Origin of the sequence: Oryzobacter telluris (assembly GCF_043099285.1) — a bacterium.
Taxonomy (GTDB): Bacteria; Actinomycetota; Actinomycetes; order Actinomycetales; family Dermatophilaceae; genus Oryzobacter; species Oryzobacter telluris.
The window spans coordinates 2,598,476-2,620,655 of record NZ_CP170723.1 but is presented as its reverse complement, the minus strand read 5'-3'; the positions used below and the strand labels follow the sequence as shown (position 1 = coordinate 2,620,655).

General features: G+C 72.7%; 18 protein-coding genes. All 18 read left to right on the top strand.

The window, feature by feature from the left end; genetic code table 11:
• Nucleotides 1–11 precede the first annotated feature (11 nt).
• Entirely contained in the window at nucleotides 12–1,553 is a 1,542-nt protein-coding gene (locus ACFLFB_RS12040) for a UDP-N-acetylmuramoyl-L-alanyl-D-glutamate--2,6-diaminopimelate ligase (RefSeq protein WP_392542419.1), read from the top strand.
• Nucleotides 1,550–2,959, top strand: a complete 1,410-nt coding sequence (gene murF, locus ACFLFB_RS12035; protein WP_392542418.1) for a UDP-N-acetylmuramoyl-tripeptide--D-alanyl-D-alanine ligase — start codon at nucleotides 1,550–1,552, stop codon at nucleotides 2,957–2,959. The genes ACFLFB_RS12040 and murF overlap by 4 nt, the downstream gene beginning before the upstream one ends.
• Nucleotides 2,956–4,038: a phospho-N-acetylmuramoyl-pentapeptide-transferase gene (gene mraY, locus ACFLFB_RS12030; protein ID WP_392542417.1), complete on the top strand. Its 1,083-nt coding sequence runs from the start codon at nucleotides 2,956–2,958 to the stop codon at nucleotides 4,036–4,038. Before murF ends, mraY begins: the two co-directional genes overlap by 4 nt.
• Nucleotides 4,035–5,519: a UDP-N-acetylmuramoyl-L-alanine--D-glutamate ligase gene (murD, locus tag ACFLFB_RS12025; protein ID WP_392542416.1), complete on the top strand. Its 1,485-nt coding sequence runs from the start codon at nucleotides 4,035–4,037 to the stop codon at nucleotides 5,517–5,519. The genes mraY and murD overlap by 4 nt, the downstream gene beginning before the upstream one ends.
• 3 nt (nucleotides 5,520–5,522) lie before the next feature.
• On the top strand, nucleotides 5,523–6,785 hold the full coding sequence (gene ftsW, locus ACFLFB_RS12020) for a putative lipid II flippase FtsW (protein WP_392542415.1): 1,263 nt from the start codon (nucleotides 5,523–5,525) through the stop codon (nucleotides 6,783–6,785).
• The gene (gene murG / locus ACFLFB_RS12015; RefSeq protein WP_392542414.1) at nucleotides 6,782–7,876 is read left to right on the top strand and encodes an undecaprenyldiphospho-muramoylpentapeptide beta-N-acetylglucosaminyltransferase; all 1,095 of its coding nucleotides are present in this window, start codon (nucleotides 6,782–6,784) and stop codon (nucleotides 7,874–7,876) included. The genes ftsW and murG overlap by 4 nt, the downstream gene beginning before the upstream one ends.
• Nucleotides 7,877–7,879: 3 nt before the next feature.
• Entirely contained in the window at nucleotides 7,880–9,343 is a 1,464-nt protein-coding gene (murC, locus tag ACFLFB_RS12010) for a UDP-N-acetylmuramate--L-alanine ligase (protein WP_392542413.1), read from the top strand.
• Nucleotides 9,340–10,098, top strand: coding sequence for a cell division protein FtsQ/DivIB (locus tag ACFLFB_RS12005; RefSeq protein ID WP_392542412.1), 759 nt, complete (start codon nucleotides 9,340–9,342; stop codon nucleotides 10,096–10,098). The genes murC and ACFLFB_RS12005 overlap by 4 nt, the downstream gene beginning before the upstream one ends.
• Before the next feature lie 292 nt (nucleotides 10,099–10,390).
• Complete coding sequence (gene ftsZ, locus ACFLFB_RS12000) at nucleotides 10,391–11,644, top strand: cell division protein FtsZ (RefSeq protein ID WP_392542411.1); 1,254 nt, start codon at nucleotides 10,391–10,393, stop codon at nucleotides 11,642–11,644.
• Between the two features lie 67 nt (nucleotides 11,645–11,711).
• Complete coding sequence (locus ACFLFB_RS11995) at nucleotides 11,712–12,419, top strand: polyphenol oxidase family protein (RefSeq protein WP_392542410.1); 708 nt, start codon at nucleotides 11,712–11,714, stop codon at nucleotides 12,417–12,419.
• Nucleotides 12,416–13,123: a YggS family pyridoxal phosphate-dependent enzyme gene (locus ACFLFB_RS11990; RefSeq protein WP_392542409.1), complete on the top strand. Its 708-nt coding sequence runs from the start codon at nucleotides 12,416–12,418 to the stop codon at nucleotides 13,121–13,123. The genes ACFLFB_RS11995 and ACFLFB_RS11990 overlap by 4 nt, the downstream gene beginning before the upstream one ends.
• A 56-nt stretch (nucleotides 13,124–13,179) precedes the next feature.
• Nucleotides 13,180–13,659 carry a cell division protein SepF gene (locus ACFLFB_RS11985; RefSeq protein WP_392542408.1) on the top strand — a complete coding sequence of 160 codons (480 nt, stop codon included), beginning with the start codon at nucleotides 13,180–13,182 and terminating at the stop codon, nucleotides 13,657–13,659.
• A 45-nt stretch (nucleotides 13,660–13,704) separates the two neighbouring features.
• Nucleotides 13,705–13,980, top strand: coding sequence for a YggT family protein (locus ACFLFB_RS11980; RefSeq protein ID WP_392542407.1), 276 nt, complete (start codon nucleotides 13,705–13,707; stop codon nucleotides 13,978–13,980).
• 147 nt (nucleotides 13,981–14,127) lie between these two features.
• Entirely contained in the window at nucleotides 14,128–15,585 is a 1,458-nt protein-coding gene (locus ACFLFB_RS11975; RefSeq protein ID WP_392542406.1) for a DivIVA domain-containing protein, read from the top strand.
• A 167-nt stretch (nucleotides 15,586–15,752) separates the two neighbouring features.
• On the top strand, nucleotides 15,753–16,808 hold the full coding sequence (locus ACFLFB_RS11970; protein WP_392542405.1) for a TraR/DksA family transcriptional regulator: 1,056 nt from the start codon (nucleotides 15,753–15,755) through the stop codon (nucleotides 16,806–16,808).
• On the top strand, nucleotides 16,781–17,359 hold the full coding sequence (gene lspA / locus ACFLFB_RS11965; RefSeq protein WP_392542404.1) for a signal peptidase II: 579 nt from the start codon (nucleotides 16,781–16,783) through the stop codon (nucleotides 17,357–17,359). The genes ACFLFB_RS11970 and lspA overlap by 28 nt, the downstream gene beginning before the upstream one ends.
• The gene (locus tag ACFLFB_RS11960; protein ID WP_392542403.1) at nucleotides 17,352–18,272 is read left to right on the top strand and encodes an RluA family pseudouridine synthase; all 921 of its coding nucleotides are present in this window, start codon (nucleotides 17,352–17,354) and stop codon (nucleotides 18,270–18,272) included. Before lspA ends, ACFLFB_RS11960 begins: the two co-directional genes overlap by 8 nt.
• Nucleotides 18,273–18,477: 205 nt before the next feature.
• Nucleotides 18,478–22,101, top strand: a complete 3,624-nt coding sequence (dnaE, locus tag ACFLFB_RS11955) for a DNA polymerase III subunit alpha (RefSeq protein ID WP_392542402.1) — start codon at nucleotides 18,478–18,480, stop codon at nucleotides 22,099–22,101.
• Nucleotides 22,102–22,180 lie beyond the last annotated feature (79 nt).

Genomic DNA, 22,180 nt, shown 5'->3' with positions numbered 1-22,180 from the left:
GGTCGGTCGACGTGCCAGCCCCCCGACCGTCGCAGCCCCGCAGCACCTCGGTCAGCGCTCTCGCGGCCCTGCTGGGCGTCCCCGCACCGGCCTCCGAGGCGCTCGTCACGGGGGTGACCCTCGACTCACGAGCGGTGCTTCCCGGTGACCTGTACGCCGCCCTCCCCGGGGCCCGCGCCCACGGCGCCGACTTCGCCGCCGCGGCCGTGGAGTCCGGGGCGACGGCCGTGGTCACCGACGCCGAGGGTGCGGCCCGGATCGCGGCGGAGGGGCTCGAGACGGTCGTGCTCGTCGTCGAGCAGCCCCGGTCCGTCCTCGGCGGGGTCGCGGCCACCGTCTTCGGCACGCAGGACCTCCCGGTCCGGATGGTCGGCATCACCGGCACCAACGGCAAGACGACCACGGCCTACCTCGTGCACTCGGCCCTCACGGCGCTCGGCCGCCGGCCCGGCCTCATCGGCACCGTGGAGACGCGGATCGGCGACCAGCGGGTCGGCAGCGTCCGCACCACCCCCGAGGCGCCCGACCTGCACGCCCTGCTCGCCGTCATGGCCGAGCGCGGCCTGGACACCTGCGTCATGGAGGTCTCCAGCCACGCCCTGGCGCAGCACCGCGTCGACGGCGTCGTCTACGACGTCGCCCTGTTCACCAACCTCTCCCAGGACCACCTCGACTTCCACGACGACATGGACGACTACTTCGCCGCCAAGGCCTCCCTGTTCACCTCGGAGCGCTCCCGTCGGGGCCTCGTCTGCACCGACGACGAGTGGGGCCGCCGCCTCGTCGAGCGCTCGGGCGTCCCCGTGACGACGATCGGCACGGCCACGGACGCCGACTGGCGCATCGAGGTCGACCCCGACGACCCCGCCGCCTTCCGTCTCTGCGCGGAGGGGGTCGACCTCCACCTGAGGTCGAGCCTCCCGGGTGACTTCAACGTCACCAACACCGCGATGGCCGCCGCGGCCCTCGTGCTCCTCGGTGAGGACGTCGGCGCCGTCGGCGAGGCCGTCCTCACCGACCCGCACGTGCCCGGCCGGATGGAGTCGGTCGCCGCCCCGCAGGAGGTCGCCGCCCCCCGCACCGTCGTCGACTACGCGCACACCCCGGACGCCATCCACGCCGCCCTGCGCGCGCTGCGCCCCACGACCTCCGGGCGCCTCGTCTGCGTCACGGGTGCCGGTGGCGACCGCGACCGCGACAAGCGCCACGCGATGGGCGCCGCGGCGGCCGGTGTGGCCGACGTCGTCGTCGTCACCGACGACAACCCCCGATCGGAGGACCCCGCCGCCATCCGGGCCGCGATCCTCGAGGGGGTCGAGGAACAGCGCGCCTCCGGCCGCGACGTCGTGGTCCTCGAGGTCGGCGACCGCCGCGAAGCCATCCGCGAGGCGCTGCGCGCCGTGTGGTCCGACGGGTCCGCCGCCACGGTCGCCGTCGTCGGCAAGGGCCACGAGACCGGCCAGGAGGTGAGCGGCGTCGTGCACCACTTCGACGACCGCGAGGAGGTCGCCGAGGCGCTGCGACTCCTCGCCGCGGGGGAGGAGCGCGCGTGATCCCGCTGTCGCTCACCGAGATCGCTGCCGTCACGGGGGGACGCGTCGAGACCCCGTCCGGGGTCGACCCCGACCTCCTCGTCGTCGACGGGCCGGTCGTCACCGACTCGCGCGAGGCCGGCCCCGGGAGCCTGTACGTGGCCCGCGTCGGCGAGCACGCCGACGGGCACGACTTCGTCGGCGGGGCCGTGGCGCTCGGCGCCGTCGCGGCCCTCACCACCCGGGCCCTCGAGGGCGTGCCGTGCGTCGTCGTGGCCGACACCCAGGACGCGTTCGCCGCCCTGGCTCGCGCGGTCGTCGACCGGCTCCCGGACCTCGGCGTCGTCGGCATCACCGGCTCGTCGGGCAAGACGAGCACCAAGGACCTCCTCGGGGCCGTCCTGGCCACGGCCGGCCCCACGGTCGCCCCGGTCGGGTCGTACAACTCCGAGGTCGGCGTGCCCCTCACCGTCTGCCGGGTCGAGCCCGACACCCGCTACCTCGTCGTCGAGATGGGGGCGCGCGGCATCGGGCACGTCGCCTACCTGACCCGCATCGCGCCCCCGCGCGTAGGTGTCGTCCTCAACGTCGGCACCGCCCACGTCGGCGAGTTCGGCTCCCGCGAGGCGATCGCCACCGCCAAGAGCGAGCTCGTCCAGGCCCTCCCTGCCGACGGGGTCGCGGTCCTCAACGCCGACGACGACGCCGTGCGCGCGATGGCCGCGGTCACCCGGGCGCGGGTCGTCCTCGTCGGGGAGGCGGAGGACGCCGACGTCCGCGCGGTCGACGTCGTCCTCGACGCCGGCGGCCGGCCCACGTTCACCGTCGTCGCGCCGCAGGGCCGCCGCAGCGTCACCCTCGGCCTCGTCGGCCGGCACCACGTGGGCAACGCCCTCGCCGTGCTCGCCGCCGCGACGGAGCTCGGCCTGCCCTTCGAGTCCGTCTGCACCGCACTGGAGTCCGCGAAGCCCGCCAGCCGCTGGCGGATGGAGGTCACCGAGCGCGCCGACGGCGTCACCCTCGTCAACGACGCCTACAACGCCAACCCCGACTCGATGCGCGCGGCCCTGTCCGCCCTCGAGCGGATGGGGGAGGGGCGGCGCACCTGGGCCGTCCTCGGCACCATGCTCGAGCTCGGCGACGAGTCCGACGCGCTGCACCGCGAGGTCGGTGCGGAGGTCATCGCCCACGGGGTCGACGAGCTCGTCGTCGTCGGGGAGGCGGCCCGCCCGCTCGCCGACGGGGCGTCATCCGGCGCCGAGGAGGGCCCCACCCACGTGCGGGTCGTCCCCGACGCGGACGCCGCCGAGGCCCTGCTCCGCGAGGAGCTCCGGCGCGGTGACGTCGTCCTGTTCAAGTCGAGCCGCGACGCAGGACTACGGTTGCTCGGAGACCGACTGGCCGGACCGAGGGAGGAGCAGGCGTGAAGGCTGTCCTGCTCGCGGCCGTCGTGTCGCTCGTCATCGCGCTGTTCGGCACCCCGATGTACATCCGGTTCCTCGTGCGCAAGGGCTACGGCCAGTTCATCCGCGACGACGGCCCCACCTCGCACCACACCAAGCGCGGCACCCCGACGATGGGTGGGGCGGTCATCGTCCTCAGCTCGCTCATGGCCTACGTCATCGCCCACGTCGTCACCGGCCAGGGGCCGACGGTCAGCGGGCTGCTCGTCCTGTTCCTCATGACCGGGCTGGGGTTCGTCGGGTTCCTCGACGACTTCATCAAGATCAGCAAGCAGCGCAGCCTGGGCCTGCGGTCGGGCGAGAAGCTCGCCGGGCAGACCCTCGTCGCCGTCGTCTTCGCCATCCTCGCGCTGCAGTTCCCCAACGAGAGCTTCCGCACCCCCGCCTCGACGGCCATCTCGTTCGTCCGCGACACCCCCCTCGACCTCGCGTTCGTCGGGGCGCTCGTCGGGGTGATCCTCTTCGTCGTCTGGGCCAACATCATCGTCGCGGGCACCTCGAACGGGGTGAACCTCACCGACGGCCTCGACGGCCTGGCCACCGGCGCCTCGGCCATGGTGTTCGCGTCGTACGTCCTCATCGGGATCTGGCAGTTCAACCAGAACTGCCAGTGGAACCCGGGCACCAAGTGCTACGAGGTCCGCGACCCGCACGACCTCGCGATCGTGGCCGCCGCGGGGATGGGCGCCTGCTTCGGCTTCCTGTGGTGGAACGCCTCGCCGGCGAAGATCTTCATGGGCGACACCGGGTCGCTCGCCCTCGGTGGGGCGCTGGCCGGCCTGGCGATCCTCACCCGCACCGAGCTGCTCGTCGTCATCCTCGGCGGTCTGTTCGTCGCGATCACCCTGTCGGTGATCATCCAGGTGGCCTCGTTCAAGACGACCGGGAAACGGGTGTTCCGCATGGCGCCCTTGCAACACCACTTCGAGCTCCTGGGCTGGCAGGAGGTCACGATCGTCATCAGGTTCTGGATCGTCGCCGGGCTCTTCGTGGCCCTCGGCCTGGGCCTGTTCTACGCCGAGTGGGTGGTGGGAGCGGCATGACCGCCACCCCCGAACGGCTCGCGGCGCTCACCCACCGCGACGCCGACTGGTCCGGCCTGCGCGCCGTCGTCGCGGGCCTGGGCATCAGCGGCTTCGCCGCGGCCGACGCCCTGCTCGAGCGCGGCGTCGACGTCCTCGTCGTCGACGGCACCGAGCCGGGCGACGGCTCGCCGATGGCCGAGCGAGCCCGCATCCTCGACATCCTCGGGGCCCGGCTGTCCTACGGCCCGGAGGCCGTGGCCGCGCTGCCCGACGCGCCGCTCGACCTCGTCGTCACCTCGCCCGGATGGCGCCCCGACCAGCCCCTGCTCGTGGCCGCCGCCGGCGCCGGCGTCCCGGTGTGGGGCGAGGTCGAGCTCGCCTGGCGGATGCGGGCGCGCGAGGGCGCCGCGCCGTGGCTCACCGTCACGGGCACCAACGGCAAGACGACGACCGTGCAGATGCTCGCGTCCATCCTTCGCGCGGCCGGCCTGCGGGCCACGAGCGCCGGCAACGTCGGCACCCCGCTGCTCGAGGCCGTGCTGCACCCGGAGCCGTTCGACGTCATCGCCGTCGAGCTGAGCAGCTTCCAGCTGCACTGGTCGGAGTCGATCGCGCCGCGGGCGTCGGCCTGCCTCAACATCGCCCCGGACCACGTCGACTGGCACGGCTCGCTCGAGGAGTACGCGCGCGCCAAGGGCAAGGTCTACGCGAACACCGAGGTCGCCTGCGTCTACAACGCCCAGGACGAGCAGACCCGCCGGCTCGTCGAGGAAGCCGAGGTGCAGGAGGGCTGCCGCGCCGTCGGCTTCACCCTCGGCGTCCCCGGCCTGTCCGAGGTCGGCCTCGTCGAGGACGTGCTCGCCGACCGCGCCTTCGTCGAGGAGCGCCGCACCAGCGCTGCCGAGCTCGCGTCGCTGGAGGACCTCACCCGCGGCGGCCCCGCCCCCGCCCCGCACCTCGTCGCCAACGCCCTCGCGGCCGCGGCCCTCGCCCGCGCCCACGGCGTCCCGGCCGGGGCGGTGCGCGCGGGCCTGCGCGACTTCGTCCCCGAGCCGCACCGCATCGCCGAGGTCGGCACGGTCCGCGGGGTGCGCTGGGTCGACGACTCCAAGGCGACCAACCCCCACGCCGCGCGCGCCAGCCTGGCTGCCTACGAGCACGTCGTGTGGGTCGCCGGTGGGCTGCTCAAGGGCGCCGACGTCGACGAGCTCGTGCGCACCTCGGTCGGCTCGCTGCGCGGTGTCGTCCTCATCGGCCGTGACCGTTCGGCCATTTCCGACGCACTGGCCCGACACGCGCCGGATGTCCCCGTGGTCGACGTCGACCGTACCGACACTGGAGCCATGGACCAGGTGGTGAGGGAGGCCCTCGCGCTCGCCCGCGAGGGTGACGTCGTGCTGCTCGCGCCCGCCGCCGCGTCCATGGACATGTTCGCCGACTACGGCGCGCGCGGTGACGCCTTCGTGTCTGCGGTCCACCGGCTCGCCGCCGGGGAGTAGGCCGTGAGCAGCGCCACCGCCACGGCGCGCAGCGAGACGCGGTCCACCGGTCGCCTGTCGTCGTGGCTGTCCCGGTTCGACTCGCCGGTCACCACGTACTACCTGCTCGTCTGCGTCACGGCGGCCCTCGTCGTCTTCGGGCTGATCATGGTGCTGTCCGCCTCGTCGATCGTCTCCATCGGCAACAACTCCTCGGCCTACGCGATCTTCCTCAAGCAGGCGGCGTTCGCGCTCGTGGGGCTCGTCGCCCTCGTCGTCGCGTCGCGCCTCAGCGTGCCGACGTGGAAGAAGCTCGCCCTGCCGGTGCTGCTCTCCGGCATGGTCCTCCAGCTCCTCGTGCTCACGCCGCTGGGGTACGAGGTCAAGGGCAACCAGAACTGGCTCAAGCTCGGGCCGATCACCGTGCAGCCCTCCGAGGTCATCAAGCTGGGGCTCGTCCTGTCCGGCGGGCTGATCCTGTCGGCGAAGCGCAAGTCGCTGCACTCGTTCAGCCACGTCCTCGTGCCCTACCTCGTGCCGCTCGCCGCGTTCAGCATCGGCGCCGTGATCCTCGGCCACGACCTCGGCACGGTGATGATCCTCGGCGCCATCGTCGCGGGCGTGCTCTTCGCCGCGGGGATCCCGTTGCGCTGGTTCGGGTTCGCCGGTGCGCCGTTCATCGCGATGGCCGTGGCGTTCGTCGTCACCAGCCCCAACCGGCTCGGACGCTTCGACGTCTGGCTCGGCCGCGACACCAACGAGTTCGGCGCCGCACGCCAGCCCATCCACGGCCGCTACGCCCTCGCCGACGGCGGGTGGTTCGGCCTCGGGCTGGGCGCCAGCCGCGAGAAGTGGGGCCTGCTCTCCGAGCCGCACAACGACTTCATCTTCGCGATCATCGGCGAGGAGCTCGGGCTCCCGGGCACCCTCGCGGTGCTGCTGCTCTTCGCGGGCCTGGCGCTGGCCTGCTACCGCCTCGTCACCCGCACCGACGACTTCTTCGTCCGGATCGCCACGGCCGGGATCATGACGTGGATCGTGGTCCAGGCGCTCATCAACATCGGAGCCGTCATCAACCTCCTGCCCGTCATCGGGGTGCCGCTGCCACTCGTGTCCTCGGGTGGCTCCTCGCTCATCACGACGATGCTCGCGCTGGGCATCCTCATGTCCTTCGCCCGGTCCGAACCCGGCTGTGCCGCCGCGCTGTCCGCGCGCCCGTCGGCCCTGCGTCGCTCGCTCGCCGTCATCCCGTCCGTCGCCGCCCGGTCGCGGAGGACGGGCCGATGACGACGACCGCCCTGCGGTCGGTCCTCCTGGCGGGTGGTGGCACGGCGGGACACGTCTCGCCCCTGCTCGCCCTCGCCGACTGCCTGCGCCGCCGTGACCCCTCCATCGCCGTCACGGCGCTGGGGACCGCGGCCGGGCTCGAGGCGCGCCTGGTGCCCGAGCGCGGCTACCCGCTGCTGGAGGTGCCCAAGGTGCCGTTCCCGCGGCGGCCGTCCGGCGACCTCCTGCGCCTGCCCGGCAACCTGCGCCGCGCCATCGCCGCCGCCGAGGACGCGATCGCCAGCACCGGCGCCCAGGTGGTCGTCGGCTTCGGCGGGTACGTGTCGTCGCCCGCCTACCTCGCGGCGCGCCGGCGCGGTGTGCCCGTCGTCGTCCACGAGCAGAACGCCCGCCCGGGGCTGGCGAACCGGCTCGGTGCGCGCTTCGCCCACGGGGTGGGCGTGACCTTCCCCGGCACCGCCCTGCGCAACGCCACGGTCACGGGCATGCCCCTGCGCCACGAGATCGCGACGCTCGACCGCGCCCTCCACCGGGCCGAGGCGCGAGAACGGTTCGGGCTCACCGATGCTCCCACGGTGCTCGTCACGGGCGGCTCCCTCGGGGCGCAGCGCCTCAACGACGCCTTCGGTGCCGCCGCGGCCGACCTGTCGGCGGCCGGCATCCAGGTCCTCCACGTCACGGGTACCGGGAAGTCGTTCACCCCCACCGGGATCGGCGGCACCCCCTACGTCGTCCTCGAGTACTGCGACCGCATGGACCTCGCCTACGCCGCGGCCGACCTCGTCGTCGCCCGGTCCGGCGCCAACACGGTGTGCGAGCTCACCGCGGTCGGCCTGCCCGCGGTCTACGTCCCCCTGCCCATCGGCAACGGCGAGCAGCGGCTGAACGCTCGCAGCGTCATCGCCGCCGGTGGTGGCGTGCTCGTCGAGGACGCTGCCGTCGACGCCGCGTGGGTGCGCTCCACCGTCGTCCCGCTGGCCGGCGACCGGGGCCGCCTCGACACGATGGCGGCCGCCGCGGCCTCGGTGGGAGAGCGCGGGGGCGACGAGCTCCTCGCCGACCTCGTCGTGGCCGCCGCCGGGGGGCGCTGACCCGTGGACGGCGTCAACCCCCGCTTCGACTTCACCGACCCCGTGCCGCCCGTGGGCGAGCTCGGCCGCGTCCACCTCGTCGCCATCGGCGGGGCGGGGATGTCGGCCGTCGCCCGGCTGCTGCTCGCGCGGGGTGTCCCGGTCACCGGTTCCGACGCGGCCGACGGGCCGACCCTGCAGGCCCTGCGCGACGCGGGGGCCGAGCGGGTCGACGTGGGGCACGACGCCGCCCACGTCGAGGCTGCCGACACCCTCGTCATCTCCTCGGCCGTGCGCGAGGAGAACGTCGAGGTCGCCGCCGCCCGCGCCGCCGGTTCCCGTGTGCTGCACCGGTCCCAGGCCCTGGCGTCCCTGATGTCCGACGACCAGCGGGTCGCGGTCGCCGGGGCCAACGGCAAGACGACGACCACGGCCATGCTCGTCGTGGGGCTCGTCGCCGCCGGCGCCGACCCGTCGTACGCGGCGGGTGCGGAGATCGCCCAGCTGGGCACCAACGCGGCCGTCGGCGGGGGAGCGCCCTTCGTCGTCGAGGCCGACGAGAGCGACGGCTCCTTCCTCGCCTACCGGCCGCACGTCGCGGTCGTCACCAACGTCCAGCCCGACCACCTCGACTTCTACGGCACCGAGGCCAACGTCGTCGCCGCCTACCGGCAGTTCGCCGACTCGGTCGTCGACGGCGGCCTTCTCGTCGCCTGCCACGACGACCCCGGCAGCCGCGCCCTCGCCGACCGCGCTCGCGAGTCCGGACGGCTCGTCCTCACCTACGGCTACGACGAGGGGGCCGACCTGCGGGTGCTCGCCACCGAGCCCGACGGCCTCGGCACGCACTCGACCCTCGTGCGCGACGGCACCGAGCTCTCCCTCGACCTCCTCGTCCCCGGCGCCCACAACGTCCTCGACGCCTGCGGCGCGTACCTCGCCGCCGTCGACGGGTGTGGTGCCGAGCCCGGGGCGGTCCTCGCGGGCCTGGCCGGGTTCACCGGTGCGAGACGGCGGTTCGAGGTGCGCGGCGAGGCCGACGGCGTCACCGTCGTCGACGACTACGCACACAACGCGCCCAAGGTCGCCGCCCTCGTCAGCACCGCCGCGGCGATCGTCCGCCGGTCCGGCGGCGGCGCCCTGCACGTCGTCTTCCAGCCGCACCTCTACTCGCGCACCCGCGACTTCGCCGGCGCCTTCGCCGCAGCCCTGGCGCCGGCCGACCACGTCATCCTCCTCGACGTCTACGGCGCCCGCGAGGAGCCGATGGAGGGAGTCGGCTCGCACCTCGTCGGCGACCCGCTGCGCGACCTGCCGGGGGAGCGCACCGTCGTCGTGGGCCCGAGCCCGCAGGAGGCCGTGGCGCTCGTCGCGGCCGCGGCCCGGCCCGGCGACCTCGTCCTCACCGTCGGGGCCGGAGACGTCACCCGGCTCGGCCCGCTGCTCCTCGAGGCGTTGGCCGCCCGCACCGCAGGAGGGACCCCGTGAGCATCGGCACCCATCGCCCCGACCGCGCACCGGCCGGCGCCGCGTCCACCGCCAACCGGTTCCGCGAGCGGGCCCTGTCGAACCGGCGCCGTCCGCTACGCCGGGTCCTCACCTGGCTCACCCTCCTGGCCGCCACCGCCGGGCTCGTCTGGGTCGTCGGGTGGAGCCACCTGCTCGGCGTCTCCGGTGTCGACGTCGTGGGGGTGACCGGTGAGGAGGCCACCGCCGTGTCCGAGCTCGCCGCCGTGCCCCTCGGCACCCCGCTGGCGCGGGTCGACACCGACGCCGTCGCCGACCGGGTGCGCGAGCGGATCACCGTCGCCGAGGTCTCGGTGCGCCGCTCGTGGCCCACGACGCTGACCGTCGAGGTGGTCCCGCGCACCGCCGCCCTGGTGATGAAGAACCCTCAGGGTGCACTGGAGGTCGTGGATGCGGAGGGGGTCGCCTTCCGCGAGGTGGCCACGGCCCCGGCCGGCGTCCCCGTCGTCACGGCCACCGGCTCCAAGGGCACCACGGTCGAGGCGCTGCAGTCCTCGCTCGCCCTGCTCCAGTCGCTCCCGCCGGACCTGGCCGAGGACGTGCGGGCCGTGACGGTGAGCAGCGCCGACCTCGTGACCTTCACCCTGGGCAGCCGCACCGTGGTGTGGGGGAGCGGGGAGGAGTCGCCGCGCAAGGTGGCCATCCTGCGGGCCCTGCTGACGACGAAGGCCAAGGTCATCGACGTCAGTGCGCCCGACACCCCGGTCACCCGCTGACCCTCGGGTCACGCAGGTCGCACCGATCCCACGAGTGCGTGACGCACGGGGCGGGTGTGACGGACGGGGCGCGCGAGACGGATGGGTCGGCTCGTGTGACAATTTCCTCCGGGGATGTCGCGACACGCCCGTGGCCTCGTTGCCGGACCCCGTCGGCCGACTTAGCGTCGTCCCATCGCACCGTGACCGAACCGTTACCGTCAAGTAGATGTTGAGGGTTTCGACCACACCGTACCGCCCGACCGGACGCAGTGACCGCGTCCGCACTGAACATGAGTGGAAGGCCCGCATCGTGGCAGCACCCCAGAACTACCTCGCCGTCATCAAGGTCGTCGGCATCGGCGGCGGCGGTGTCAACGCCATCAACCGGATGATCGAGGTCGGCCTCAAGGGGGTCGAGTTCATCGCGGTCAACACCGACGCCCAGGCGCTGCTCATGAGCGACGCCGACGTCAAGCTCGACGTCGGCCGCGAGCTCACCCGCGGGCTCGGCGCCGGCGCCGACCCCGAGGTCGGCAAGAAGGCCGCCGAGGACCACGCCGAGGAGATCGAGGAGGTCCTCAAGGGGGCCGACATGGTCTTCGTCACCGCCGGTGAGGGTGGTGGCACCGGTACCGGTGGCGCCCCCGTCGTCGCGCGGATCGCCAAGGGGCTCGGCGCCCTCACCATCGGCGTCGTCACCCGCCCCTTCACCTTCGAGGGCCGGCGCCGCGCCAACCAGGCCGAGACCGGCATCGCCTCGCTGCGCGAGGAGGTCGACACCCTCATCGTCATCCCGAACGACCGGCTGCTGTCCATCAGCGACCGCGGCGTCTCGATGCTCGACGCGTTCCGCTCGGCCGACCAGGTCCTGCTGTCCGGTGTCCAGGGCATCACCGACCTCATCACCACCCCGGGCCTGATCAACCTCGACTTCGCCGACGTCAAGTCGGTGATGCAGGGGGCCGGCTCGGCGCTCATGGGCATCGGCTCGGCCCGCGGCGAGGACCGCGCGGTCCAGGCCGCCGAGCTGGCGATCTCCAGTCCGCTCCTCGAGGCGAGCATCGACGGCGCCCACGGAGTCCTGCTCTCCATCCAGGGTGGCAGCGACCTCGGCCTGTTCGAGATCAACGAGGCCGCGCGCCTGGTCCAGGAGGCCGCGCACCCGGAGGCGAACATCATCTTCGGTGCGGTCATCGACGACGCGCTCGGCGACGAGGTGCGGGTCACCGTCATCGCCGCCGGGTTCGACGGTGGGGCTCCCATCCACCGCGCCGACAACCGCGCGCTCGGCACCATCCAGGGCCGTCCCGCCCCGGCGGCGGCCCCGGCCGCTCCCGCGGCGCCGGTCCAGGAGCACCGTCCGGTCGCGCCGCCCGTGGCAGCACCGGTGCACGCCCCGGCCCCGCGGGCCGAGGTCACGGTGCCGAGCCACAACGGCTCGGAGTCGCCGGTGCACACCGAGCGCTCGGAGGCCGTCGTCGAGCCGGTGCGGCAGCAGACGCCGCCGCGCACGGTGACGTTCGACGAGAACGACGACCTCGACGTGCCGGACTTCCTCAAGTAGGAGACCCACGCAGGTGAGGGGCGGGCCGGTCCATCCGGCCCGCCCCTCGCGCGTCTACGGTGGACCCGTGTTCGCCTGGCACGAGACCCGCTCCGGAGTGCTCCGGGCCGTCACCGACCGCTCGGCGGGGGTGAGCACGGGGCGCTGGTCCGGGCTCAACCTCGGCGCGCACGTCGAGGACGACCCCGCGGCCGTCGCCGAGAACCGGCGGCTGCTGCGCGAGCGGGTGGGGCGCCCGGTCGTCTACATGGACCAGTGCCACGGTGCCGGGGTCGCGGTCGTCGACGGCGTCCCCGACACCCCGCCACAGTGCGACGGGCTGGTCACCCGCTCGGCTGAGGTGGCCCTCGCGGTACTCGTGGCCGACTGCGTGCCGGTCCTGCTGCACGGCTCCGGGGGAGTGGTCGCCGCGGTGCACGCCGGCCGCCCCGGGATGGTCGCCGGCGTCGTCCCGCGCACCCTCGAGGTCATGGCCGAGCTCGGCGCCGGTGAGGTCGACGCCGTCGTCGGGCCGTCGGTGTGCGGTCGCTGCTACGAGGTGCCCGAGGACATGCGCGCGGGCGCGGCCGAGGTCCAGCCGGTCAGTGCCACGGTGTCGTGGACCGGCACCCCCGCCATCGACGTCGCCGCCGGGGTCGTGGCCCAGCTGCGCGATGCCGACATCCCCGTCCGGTGGGTGCCGGGCTGCTCGCGCGAGCGCGACGACCTCTACTCCTACCGGCGCGACGGCACCACCGGTCGCTACGCCGGGGTCGTCGCCCTGGCCGCGACGTGACCACCGACGCCGACGCACGACGGGCCGAGCTCGCCGCGAACCTCGAGGCGGTGCGAGACCGCATCACCCGGGCCCTCGAGCAGGCGGGGCGGGAGGACGAGCCGCACCTCGTCGTCGTCACCAAGTTCTTCCCGGCGAGCGACGTCGACCTCCTCGTCGACCTGGGGGTCACCGACATCGGCGAGAACCGCGACCAGGAGGCGTCGGCCAAGGCCGCCGAGGTCGCCGACCGCGCGCGGGTGATGCTGCACTTCATCGGCCAGCTGCAGAGCAACAAGGCGGCGTCGGTCGCGCGGTACGCCGACGTCGTGCAGTCGCTCGACCGCCCGAAGGTCGTCACGGCACTGGACCGCGGCGCCCAGGAGGCGGGCCGCGTCCTCGACGTCACCCTGCAGGTCTCGCTCGACGACGCCACCGGTCGCGGTGGGGTGGCGCCCGGCGAGGCGCGCGCGCTCGCCGACCTCGTGGCCGGCACGGACGCCCTGCGGCTGCGCGGGGTCATGGCCGTGGCCCCGCTCGGCTCCGACCCGCGACCCGCCTTCGCCCGGCTGCGCGAGGTGTCGGACGCGGTGCGCCGCGACCACCCCGACGCGACCTGGGTGTCGGCCGGCATGAGCGGCGACCTCGAGGAGGCGGTGGCCGAGGGCGCGACACACCTGCGTGTCGGGTCGGCAATCCTCGGTTCTCGGCAGTCACACCGGTAACTTCGGTCACGACTCAAGGCCCCGAAAGGGCGGGGCCGACGACCGAGGAGCACTCAATGGCAGGCGCGCTGCGCAAGACGATGGTCTACCTGGGCCTCGCCGAGGACCAGGGTCGCTACGACGACGAGTACTACGAGGGCTACGAGGAGCCCACCGAGGTCGAGGACGCCCACGAGCCGCACCGCGGCGCCGAGGTCACCCCGCTGCACACCCGCCAACCCGTGGCGCACGTCGTGCGCTCGCCCGAGGCCGTCGGCATCTCGCGGATCACGACGATCCACCCGCGCACGTACAACGAGGCCAAGACCATCGGCGAGAACTTCCGCGACGGCGTCCCGGTCATCATGAACCTCACCGACATGTCCGACTCCGACGCCAAGCGTCTCGTCGACTTCGCCGCCGGCCTGGTGTTCGGCCTGCGCGGCTCGATCGAGCGGGTCACCTCGAAGGTGTTCCTCCTCTCGCCCGAGACCGTCGAGGTCAACGCCGAGGAGATCGCCGGCCCCGCCGGTCGAGGCGTCTTCAACCAGAGCTGACCCCGGCCCAGCCCGGCTCCAGCCGCGTCGGACACACTGTCGCTCATGAATGCCGTGCTCGGGGTCCTGCGCTTCGTCGTCTTCCTCTACCTCCTCGTGATGATCGGCCGGCTCGTCTTCGACTGGATCCGGATCTTCGCGAGGGAGTGGCGGCCGCGCGGTGCCGCGCTGGTCGTGGCCGAGCCGATCTACACGATGACCGAGCCGCCCCTGCGGGCGCTGCGCAAGGTCATCCCGCCGCTGCGCCTCGGCGGGGCCTCGATCGACCTGTCGTTCATGGTGCTGTTCTTCGCGGTCTACCTGCTCTACATCCTGCTCTGACGCCCCGGACACCCCGTCTCGACCTCCCCGGGCCCGGTCGGCCACTCCACGGGCCAGACATCACCTGTCACCTGAGCCCCGTCATCGCGTAGGCTGGCGCGCGACCTTCCCGGACCCCGCCGCCCTGCCACCCACAGGAGATCACCCATGGCTCTCACGCCTGAGGACGTCCTCAACAAGACGTTCACCCAGACCCAGTTCCGTCGGGGCTACGACGAGCGCGAGGTCGACGACTTCCTCGACGACATCGTCGCCGAGATGCGCCGGATGACCAAGGAGTCCGACGACCTGCGCGGCGAGGTCAACGCCGTCCGCGAGGGCAAGGGCCTGGCCCCGGTCGCTGCCGCCGCGGCGGCCGTCCCCGACACCTCCGCCAAGGAGCTCGAGGAGCTGCGCTCGAAGAACGCCACCCTGGCCGCGCGCGTCGCGGACCTCGAGGGCACCCGCTCCGAGCTGACGACGAAGGTCTCCGAGCTCGAGGGCACCCGCAGCGAGCTCACCGCCCGCCTCGGCGAGTTCGAGGGCAAGAGCGGCGACATCGAGGGCCGCAACGCCGAGCTCCAGGGCAAGGTCGGCCAGCTCGAGCACCGCAACACCGAGCTCGAGGAGCAGGCCCGCGAGGCCGTCGCCCGCGCCGACGAGCAGCAGGCCCGCGCCGACGAGCTCGAGGGCAAGGTCGGGGAGCTCGAGGAGCGCGCCACCACCGCCGAGCAGCGCGCCGGCGAGCTCGACGGCCGCGTGCGCGAGCTGGAGGGCCACCTCGGTGACACCCGCTCGCAGCTCACGACGCTCGAGGGCCAGCGCCAGGAGGCCGGTTCGGCCGTCGACGAGCAGGTCGCGACGCTCCAGGCCCGCCTCCAGGAGGTCGAGCAGGACGCGCAGGCCCGCATCGCCGCCGCCGAGGCGCAGGCCGAGCAGGCCAAGCGTGACGCCGAGGCCGCCGCGGCCTCGCGCAGCCAGTCCGAGGGTGAGGGGTCGGCGCTCGGCGCCGCGGCCCTCGCCGGTGCCGGTGGTGGCGCCAGCGCCGCCGGGGTCATCGCCCTCGCGCAGCGCCTGCACGACGAGCACGTCGCCGCCGGTGAGGCGCGTCGCGACGAGCTGGTCAACGAGGGCCAGACCCGCCACGACGAGCTCATCACCACGGCGCAGAACCGCCACGACGAGCTCATCTCCACGGCGCAGGCCAAGCACGACGAGCTGATCTCCACCGGGACCGCGAAGAACGAGGAGCTCATCTCCACGGGAACCTCGCAGCGCGACGAGATGCTCTCCACGGCCACCTCGCAGCGCGACGAGATGATCAGCGCCGCCACGACCAAGCGCGACGAGATGCTCACCGAGGCGCGCGAGCGCTCCACGGGCATGGTCGCCGAGGCGCAACAGAAGAAGGCCTCGATCCTCGAGGACCTCGGACGCCAGCGTGGTCTGCTCGAGCGCAAGATCGAGGAGCTCCAGGGCTTCGAGCGCGACTACCGCCAGCGGCTGCACACCTACATCCAGGGTCAGCTCGCCGAGCTGAAGAACGTCGCGGTCGACTCGGGCGACGAGGCAGCCGACGACGAGGAGCAGGCGGCCGCGGAGCCGCAGCACGAGCGACAGGGCTGACACCTGCACCGATGAAGGGCCCGGCCGGTCGGCCGGGCCCTTCGCCGTGTGGTCGAGATCGCGCGTCCCGGAGGGCGTTTCGTCGTTGAGAAGGCCCGGTGCGGGGCATATCCTCGGCCCACCGGTCGGCCGATGGGGCCTGACCGCTCACCCGGAAGTGGGTCGACATGGTCAAGGCGGCGCTGTCCGCGGCGAAGCAGGTGGGGGCTCGGGCCGCGGCGACCGCGCGTCGAGCCGTCCGTGGGGGAACGGGATCGGCCTCGAAGGCCACGCCCGCGACCTCCACGGCCTCGACCCCGAAGAAGGCCGCCCCGGCCGCGAAGAAGGCCGCCACCAAGGCTCCGGCCACCAAGGCGGCCGCGACGAAGGCACCGGCAAGGGCCGCGGCCGCGAAGAAGGCGGCGCCGGCGAAGAAGGCGCCCGCGAAGAAGGCGGCGCCCGCGAAGAAGGCGGCCCCGGCCACGAAGGCGCCGGCGAAGGCCGTGTCGGCGAAGAAGGCTGCCCCGGCCGCGAAGAAGGCTCCGACGACGAAGGCCGCCCCGGCGACGAAGGCTCCCGCGACCAAGGCGGCGGCGAGGAAGGCCGCCCCGGCGAAGAAGGCGGCTCCGGTGAAGAAGGCGGCGCCGGTGAAGAAGGCTCCCGCCACGAAGGCCGCGCCCGCCAAGCAGACAGCGCCGGGGAAGACGGCGGCTGCGACCAAGGCCGTCCCCGCGACGAAGGCTGCGCCGGTGAAGAAGGCTCCGGCGGCCAAGGCGCCCGCGACGAAGGCACCGGCCACCACGACCGTCCCCGCGAAGGCGACGCCTCCGCGTCGCAGCACCGCCCGCGCCGCCACCCTGCGCGTCCGCGAGGACGAGTCGCCGTGGACGACCAAGGAGCTCGCCGAGGTCCGCGCCGAGCTCGAGCACGACATCGAGCAGCTGCGCCGGGAGATCAGCAGCGCCGAGAGCGACCTCGTCGGCCTGATGCGTGACTCCGGTGACGGTGCCGGCGACGACCAGGCCGATGCCGGGGCCAAGACCTACGAGCGCGAGCAGGAGATCTCCCTGGCGAACAACGCCCGCGAGATGCTCGAGCAGACCGAGCACGCCCTCGAGCGCCTCGTCGACGGCAGCTACGGCATCTGCGAGTCCTGCGGCAACCCCATCGGCAAACTTAGGCTCCAGGCCGCACCTCGTGCGACCCTATGCATGCCATGCAAGATGAAGCAGGAGCGCCGCTGACCGCGGACCACCCCACCCCGTCCACGCCGGCCCCGGAGCCCTCCGGAGGCCGGCGGCGGCTGTACGCCGTCCTCCTCGGGCTCGCGGCAGCGACCCTCGTCGCCGACCAGCTGAGCAAGATCTGGGCCCTCGCGGCCCTCACCCCGGGTGAGCCGGTCGAGGTCATCGGGTCGTGGATCAGCCTCACCCTCCTGCGCAACCCCGGCGCGGCCTTCTCCATCGGTGACGGCTCCACCTGGGTCCTCACCCTCGTCTCGCTCGCCATCCTCGGCTGGGTCCTCGTCGGGGCCCGCAAGGTCGGCAACATGCCCTGGGCGATCGCCCTCGGCCTGCTCCTCGGCGGTGCGCTCGGCAACCTCGTCGACCGCTTCGCCCGCGAGCCCGGGATCGGCCGCGGCCACGTCGTCGACTTCATCAACTACTTCGGCTGGTTCGTCGGCAACGTCGCCGACATCGCCATCGTCGTCGCCGCCGGGCTGATCATGGTGCTCACCTACCGCGGCACCTCGATCGCCGGCCCGGTCCACCACCCGGAGCACGCCGATGACTGACGCACGCACCGTCCTCGTCCCCGACGGGCTCGAGGGCGAACGGGTCGACGCCGCCATCGCGCGCCTGTTCGGCCTCTCCCGCACCCGCGCCGCCGACCTCGCCGCCGAGGGCGGCGTCAGCGTCAACGCGGCCAACGTCGGCAAGAGCCACCGGGTCAGCGCCGGCGACATGCTCGAGGTCGTCCTGCCCGTCGCCCGCAGCGCCGTCCTCGAGATCGTCGCCGAGCCGGTGCCCGGCATGTCGGTCGTCCACGACGACGACGACATCGTCGTCGTCGACAAGCCGGTCGGCGTCGCGGCGCACCCCAGCGTCGGCTGGACCGGCCCCAACGTCCTGTCCGGGCTCAAGGCCGCCGGCTACCGCATCTCCACCAGCGGGGCCAGCGAGCGGCAGGGCATCGTCTCCCGCCTCGACGTCGGCACCTCGGGCCTGATGGTCGTGTGCAAGAGCGAGCGCGGGTACTCCGTGCTCAAGCGTGCCTTCAAGGAGCGCCGGGTCGAGAAGACCTACCACGCGCTCGTCCAGGGACTCCCGGACCCGCTCGTCGGCACCATCGACGCCCCCATCGGGCGCCACCCCAGCGGCGACTACAAGTTCGCCGTGATGGAGAACGGCAAGCCTGCCGTCACCCACTACGAGCTGCTCGAGGCCTTCCGCCACGCCAGCCTGCTCGAGATCCACCTCGAGACCGGCCGCACCCACCAGATCCGGGTCCACATGGCCGCGGTCCGCCACCCCTGCGTCGGCGACCCCACCTACGGCGCCGACCCCACCCTGGCCGCCCGCCTCGGGCTCGAGCGCCAGTGGCTGCACGCCGTCGGCCTGGGCTTCGAGCACCCCGGCTCGGGGGAGTGGGTCACCTTCGAGAGCAGCTACCCGCAGGACCTGCGCACCGCCCTCGACCGCCTCTGAACCGCGCCCTCCGCCTCCTCTCCGAACCGCGTGCTACCGCCTGGTACGTGGGGTGATCACCCCACGTACCAGGCGGTAGCACGCGCCGTGGGGGAGGCGGGATGCACCGGGCAGCGGGGGCTGTGACGGGTGGGGCGCGATGGGCGACGCGACACGGCACCGACACGCCGAGGGCTGTCCCCGGGCCGACCTAGGATGGTCCGCGATGTCCTCCCCGAACGCCTCCGGCCCCGCCCCGACCACCAGCACGTCGAAGGGCTCGGACTCGTTCGTCCACCTCCACGTCCACACCGAGTACTCCATGCTCGACGGTGCCGCGCGCATCGGCGACCTGTTCACGCGGGCCGCCGAGATGGGGATGCCGGCGCTGGCCACCACCGACCACGGCTACGTCTTCGGCGCCTACGAGTTCTGGAAGAAGGCGCAGGGCACCGGGGTCAAGCCGATCATCGGCGTCGAGGCCTACGTCACGCCCGGCACCCACCGCACCGACAAGACCCGCGTCAAGTGGGGCGACGAGCGCAGCCGCCCCGGCGACGACGTCTCCGGGTCGGGCGCCTACACCCACATGACCCTCTTGGCCCGCGACAACGTCGGCCTGCACAACCTGTTCCGCATGGACAGCCAGGCCTCCCTCGACCAGGTCTACGCCAAGTGGCCGCGCGTCGACCGCGAGCTCCTCGACCGCTACGGCAAGGGCCTCATCGCCACCAGCGGGTGCGCCTCGGGCGAGATCCAGACCCGCCTGCGGCTCGGGCAGTACGCCGAGGCCAAGCAGGCGGCGTCGGACTTCCAGGACATCTTCGGCAAGGAGAACTTCTACTGCGAGGTCATGGACCACGGCCTCGACGTCGAGCGCCGCTCGATGAAGGACCTCATCCGGCTGGCCCGCGAGCTGGACATGCCGTTCGTCGCCACCAACGACCTGCACTACACGAGCCCCGACGACGCCAAGGCGCACTCGGCGCTGCTGTGCGTGCAGTCGGGCTCGACGATGATGGACCCCAACCGGTTCAAGTTCGACGCCGACGAGTTCTACCTCAAGAGCCCGGCCGAGATGCGCCACACCTGGCGCGAGCTGCCCGAGGCGTGTGACAACACCCTCCTCATCGCCGAGATGTGCGACATCTCGTTCACCGAGGACGAGGGGCGCTACATGCCCCGGTTCCCCTGCCCCACCGGGGAGAACGAGGAGAGCTGGTTCGTCAAGGAGGTCCAGCGTGGCCTGCGCGACCGGTTCCCCGACGGGATCCCTGACTACGCGCAGAAGCAGGCCGAGTTCGAGACGAACGTCATCGTCACCAAGGGGTACGCCGGCTACTTCCTCGTCGTCGCCGACTTCATCACCTGGGCCAAGGACAACGGCATCCGCGTCGGCCCCGGCCGTGGCTCGGGTGCCGGGTCGATGTGCGCGTACGCGATGAAGATCACCGACCTCGACCCCGTGCCCCACGGCCTGATCTTCGAGCGGTTCCTCAACCCCGAGCGCCCCTCCCTCCCCGACTTCGACGTCGACTTCGACGAGCGCCGGCGCGGCGAGGTCATCCGCTACGTCACCGAGAAGTACGGCAGCGAGCGGGTCGCGCAGATCGTCACCTACGGCACCATCAAGGCCAAGCAGGCCGTCAAGGACGCCGCCCGCGTCATGGGCCACCCGTTCGCGGTGGGGGAGCAGCTGACCAAGGCGATGCCGCCGGACGTCATGGGCAAGGGCGTGCCGCTGTCGGGCATCTACGACCCCACGCACGCCCGCTACGGCGAGGGCAAGGAGTTCCGCGAGCTCGTCGCCACCGAGACCCACCTCCAGGAGGTCGTCGAGACCGCCAAGGGCCTCGAGGGGCTCAAGCGCCAGTGGGGCGTGCACGCCGCCGGCGTCATCATGAGCAGCGAGCCGCTCATCGACGTCATCCCGATCATGCGGCGGCTGCAGGACGGCCAGGTCATCACCCAGTTCGACTACCCGAGCTGCGAGGCCCTGGGCCTGGTGAAGATGGACTTCCTCGGCCTGCGCAACCTCACGATCCTCGACGACGCCATCTCCAACGTCCAGACCAACCGGGCCGAGGTCATCGACCTCGACGCGCTGTCCAAGGACATGACCGACAAGCCCACCTACGACCTGCTGGCCCGCGGCGACACGCTCGGCGTCTTCCAGCTCGACGGCGGCGGCATGCGCACCCTGCTCAAGCTGATGCAGCCCGACAACTTCGAGGACATCTCGGCGGCCCTCGCGCTGTACCGCCCGGGCCCGATGGGCGTCAACGCGCACACGAACTTCGCGCTGCGCAAGAACGGCAAGCAGGAGCTCATCCCGCTCGACCCGCAGCTCGAGGGCAAGCTCCAGGCCGAGATGATCACGGCCCTCGAGCCCATCCTCGGCACCACCTACGGCCTGGTGATCTACCAGGAGCAGGTCATGGAGATCGCCCAGAAGCTCGCGGGCTACACGCTGGGCAACGCCGACCTCCTACGGCGCGCCATGGGCAAGAAGAAGAAGGAGGTCCTCGACAAGGAGTACGTCCCCTTCTCCGAGGGGATGAAGGCCAAGGGCTTCAACGAGGCGTCCATCGCCGCGCTGTGGGGCGTCCTCGTCCCCTTCTCCGACTACGCGTTCAACAAGGCGCACACCGCCGCCTACGGCCTGGTCTCCTACTGGACCGGCTACCTCAAGGCCAACTACCCGGCCGAGTACATGGCCGCCCTGCTCACCAGCGTCGGCGACGACAAGGACAAGTCGGCCCTCTACCTCGGCGAGTGCCGCCGCATGGGCATCAAGGTCCTGCCGCCCGACGTCAACGACTCGATCGGCCCGTTCGCCGCGGTCGGCACCGACATCCGGTTCGGGCTCAACGCGATCCGCAACGTCGGCCACAACGTCGTCGAGGCGATCATCGCCGCCCGCGAGGAGAAGGGACGCTTCACCTCGTTCCGCGACTTCATGAGCAAGGTGCCCGCGGTCGTCTGCAACAAACGGACCATCGAGTCGCTCATCAAGGGCGGCGCCTTCGACGGGCTCGCCGAGACCCGCATGGGCCTGCTGCGCGTCCACGAGGAGTACGTCGACGCGTTCGTGTCGGTCAAGCGGCAGGAGGCGATCGGGCAGGACAGCCTGTTCGGCTCCTTCGGCGACGACGACGCCGACGCCGGCGGGGGAGACCTCATGGGCCTGGCCGCGGTGCCGGGCGTGGAGTGGGACAAGTCCACCCTGCTGTCCTTCGAGCGCGAGATGCTCGGCCTCTACGTCTCCGACCACCCGCTGTTCGGGGTGGAGCACGTCCTCCAGGCCCACGCCGACACCCAGATCGCCGCGCTCACCGCCGATGAGGGGGGCCGCCCCGAGGGCTCGATGGTCACCGTCGCCGGCCTCATCACCGGGCTGCAGGTCAAGCGCACCAAGAAGGGCGACCTCTGGGCCATCGCCACGGTCGAGGACCTCGCCGGCTCCATCGAGTGCCTGTTCTTCCCCAGCTCGTACATGGCCGTGGGCCCGATGCTGCAGCAGGACACCGTCGCCGTGGTCCGGGGCAAGGTGAACCGGCGCGACGACTCCGTCTCGATCTACGCCCAGGAGCTCACCCTCCCCGACGTCAGCGAGGGGCCGCGCGGTCCGGTCGTCGTCACCATGGACACCGTGCGGGCCACGACGCAGCGCATCGAGGAGCTCAAGGGCGTCCTCACCAACCACCCGGGTACCACCGAGGTGCACCTGCGCCTGGCCAAGCCGGGACGCGTGGTGGAGATCCGGCTCGACCCCGCGTACCGGGTCAACGCCACCGAGTCGCTCTTCGGCGACCTCAAGGTCCTCCTCGGACCCCGCTGCCTCACCTGACCCGCGGCGCGCGGGTGACTGGCAGGTCACGCCCGGACAACGGCTCGAATTCGGGTGATTCACACCCTTCATCAGGGGT

What these genes read in the sequence shown, in the direction of transcription:
- murD (WP_392542416.1), top strand. Translation starts at nt 4,035, where the DNA reads ATGACCGCCACCCCCGAACGGCTCGCGGCGCTCACCCACCGCGACGCC.
- murG (WP_392542414.1), top strand. Translation starts at nt 6,782, where the DNA reads ATGACGACGACCGCCCTGCGGTCGGTCCTCCTGGCGGGTGGTGGCACG.
- ACFLFB_RS11985 (WP_392542408.1), top strand. Translation starts at nt 13,180, where the DNA reads ATGGCAGGCGCGCTGCGCAAGACGATGGTCTACCTGGGCCTCGCCGAG.
- ACFLFB_RS11980 (WP_392542407.1), top strand. Translation starts at nt 13,705, where the DNA reads ATGAATGCCGTGCTCGGGGTCCTGCGCTTCGTCGTCTTCCTCTACCTC.
- ACFLFB_RS11975 (WP_392542406.1), top strand. Translation starts at nt 14,128, where the DNA reads ATGGCTCTCACGCCTGAGGACGTCCTCAACAAGACGTTCACCCAGACC.
- ACFLFB_RS11970 (WP_392542405.1), top strand. Translation starts at nt 15,753, where the DNA reads ATGGTCAAGGCGGCGCTGTCCGCGGCGAAGCAGGTGGGGGCTCGGGCC.
- lspA (WP_392542404.1), top strand. Translation starts at nt 16,781, where the DNA reads ATGCAAGATGAAGCAGGAGCGCCGCTGACCGCGGACCACCCCACCCCG.
- ACFLFB_RS11960 (WP_392542403.1), top strand. Translation starts at nt 17,352, where the DNA reads ATGACTGACGCACGCACCGTCCTCGTCCCCGACGGGCTCGAGGGCGAA.
- dnaE (WP_392542402.1), top strand. Translation starts at nt 18,478, where the DNA reads ATGTCCTCCCCGAACGCCTCCGGCCCCGCCCCGACCACCAGCACGTCG.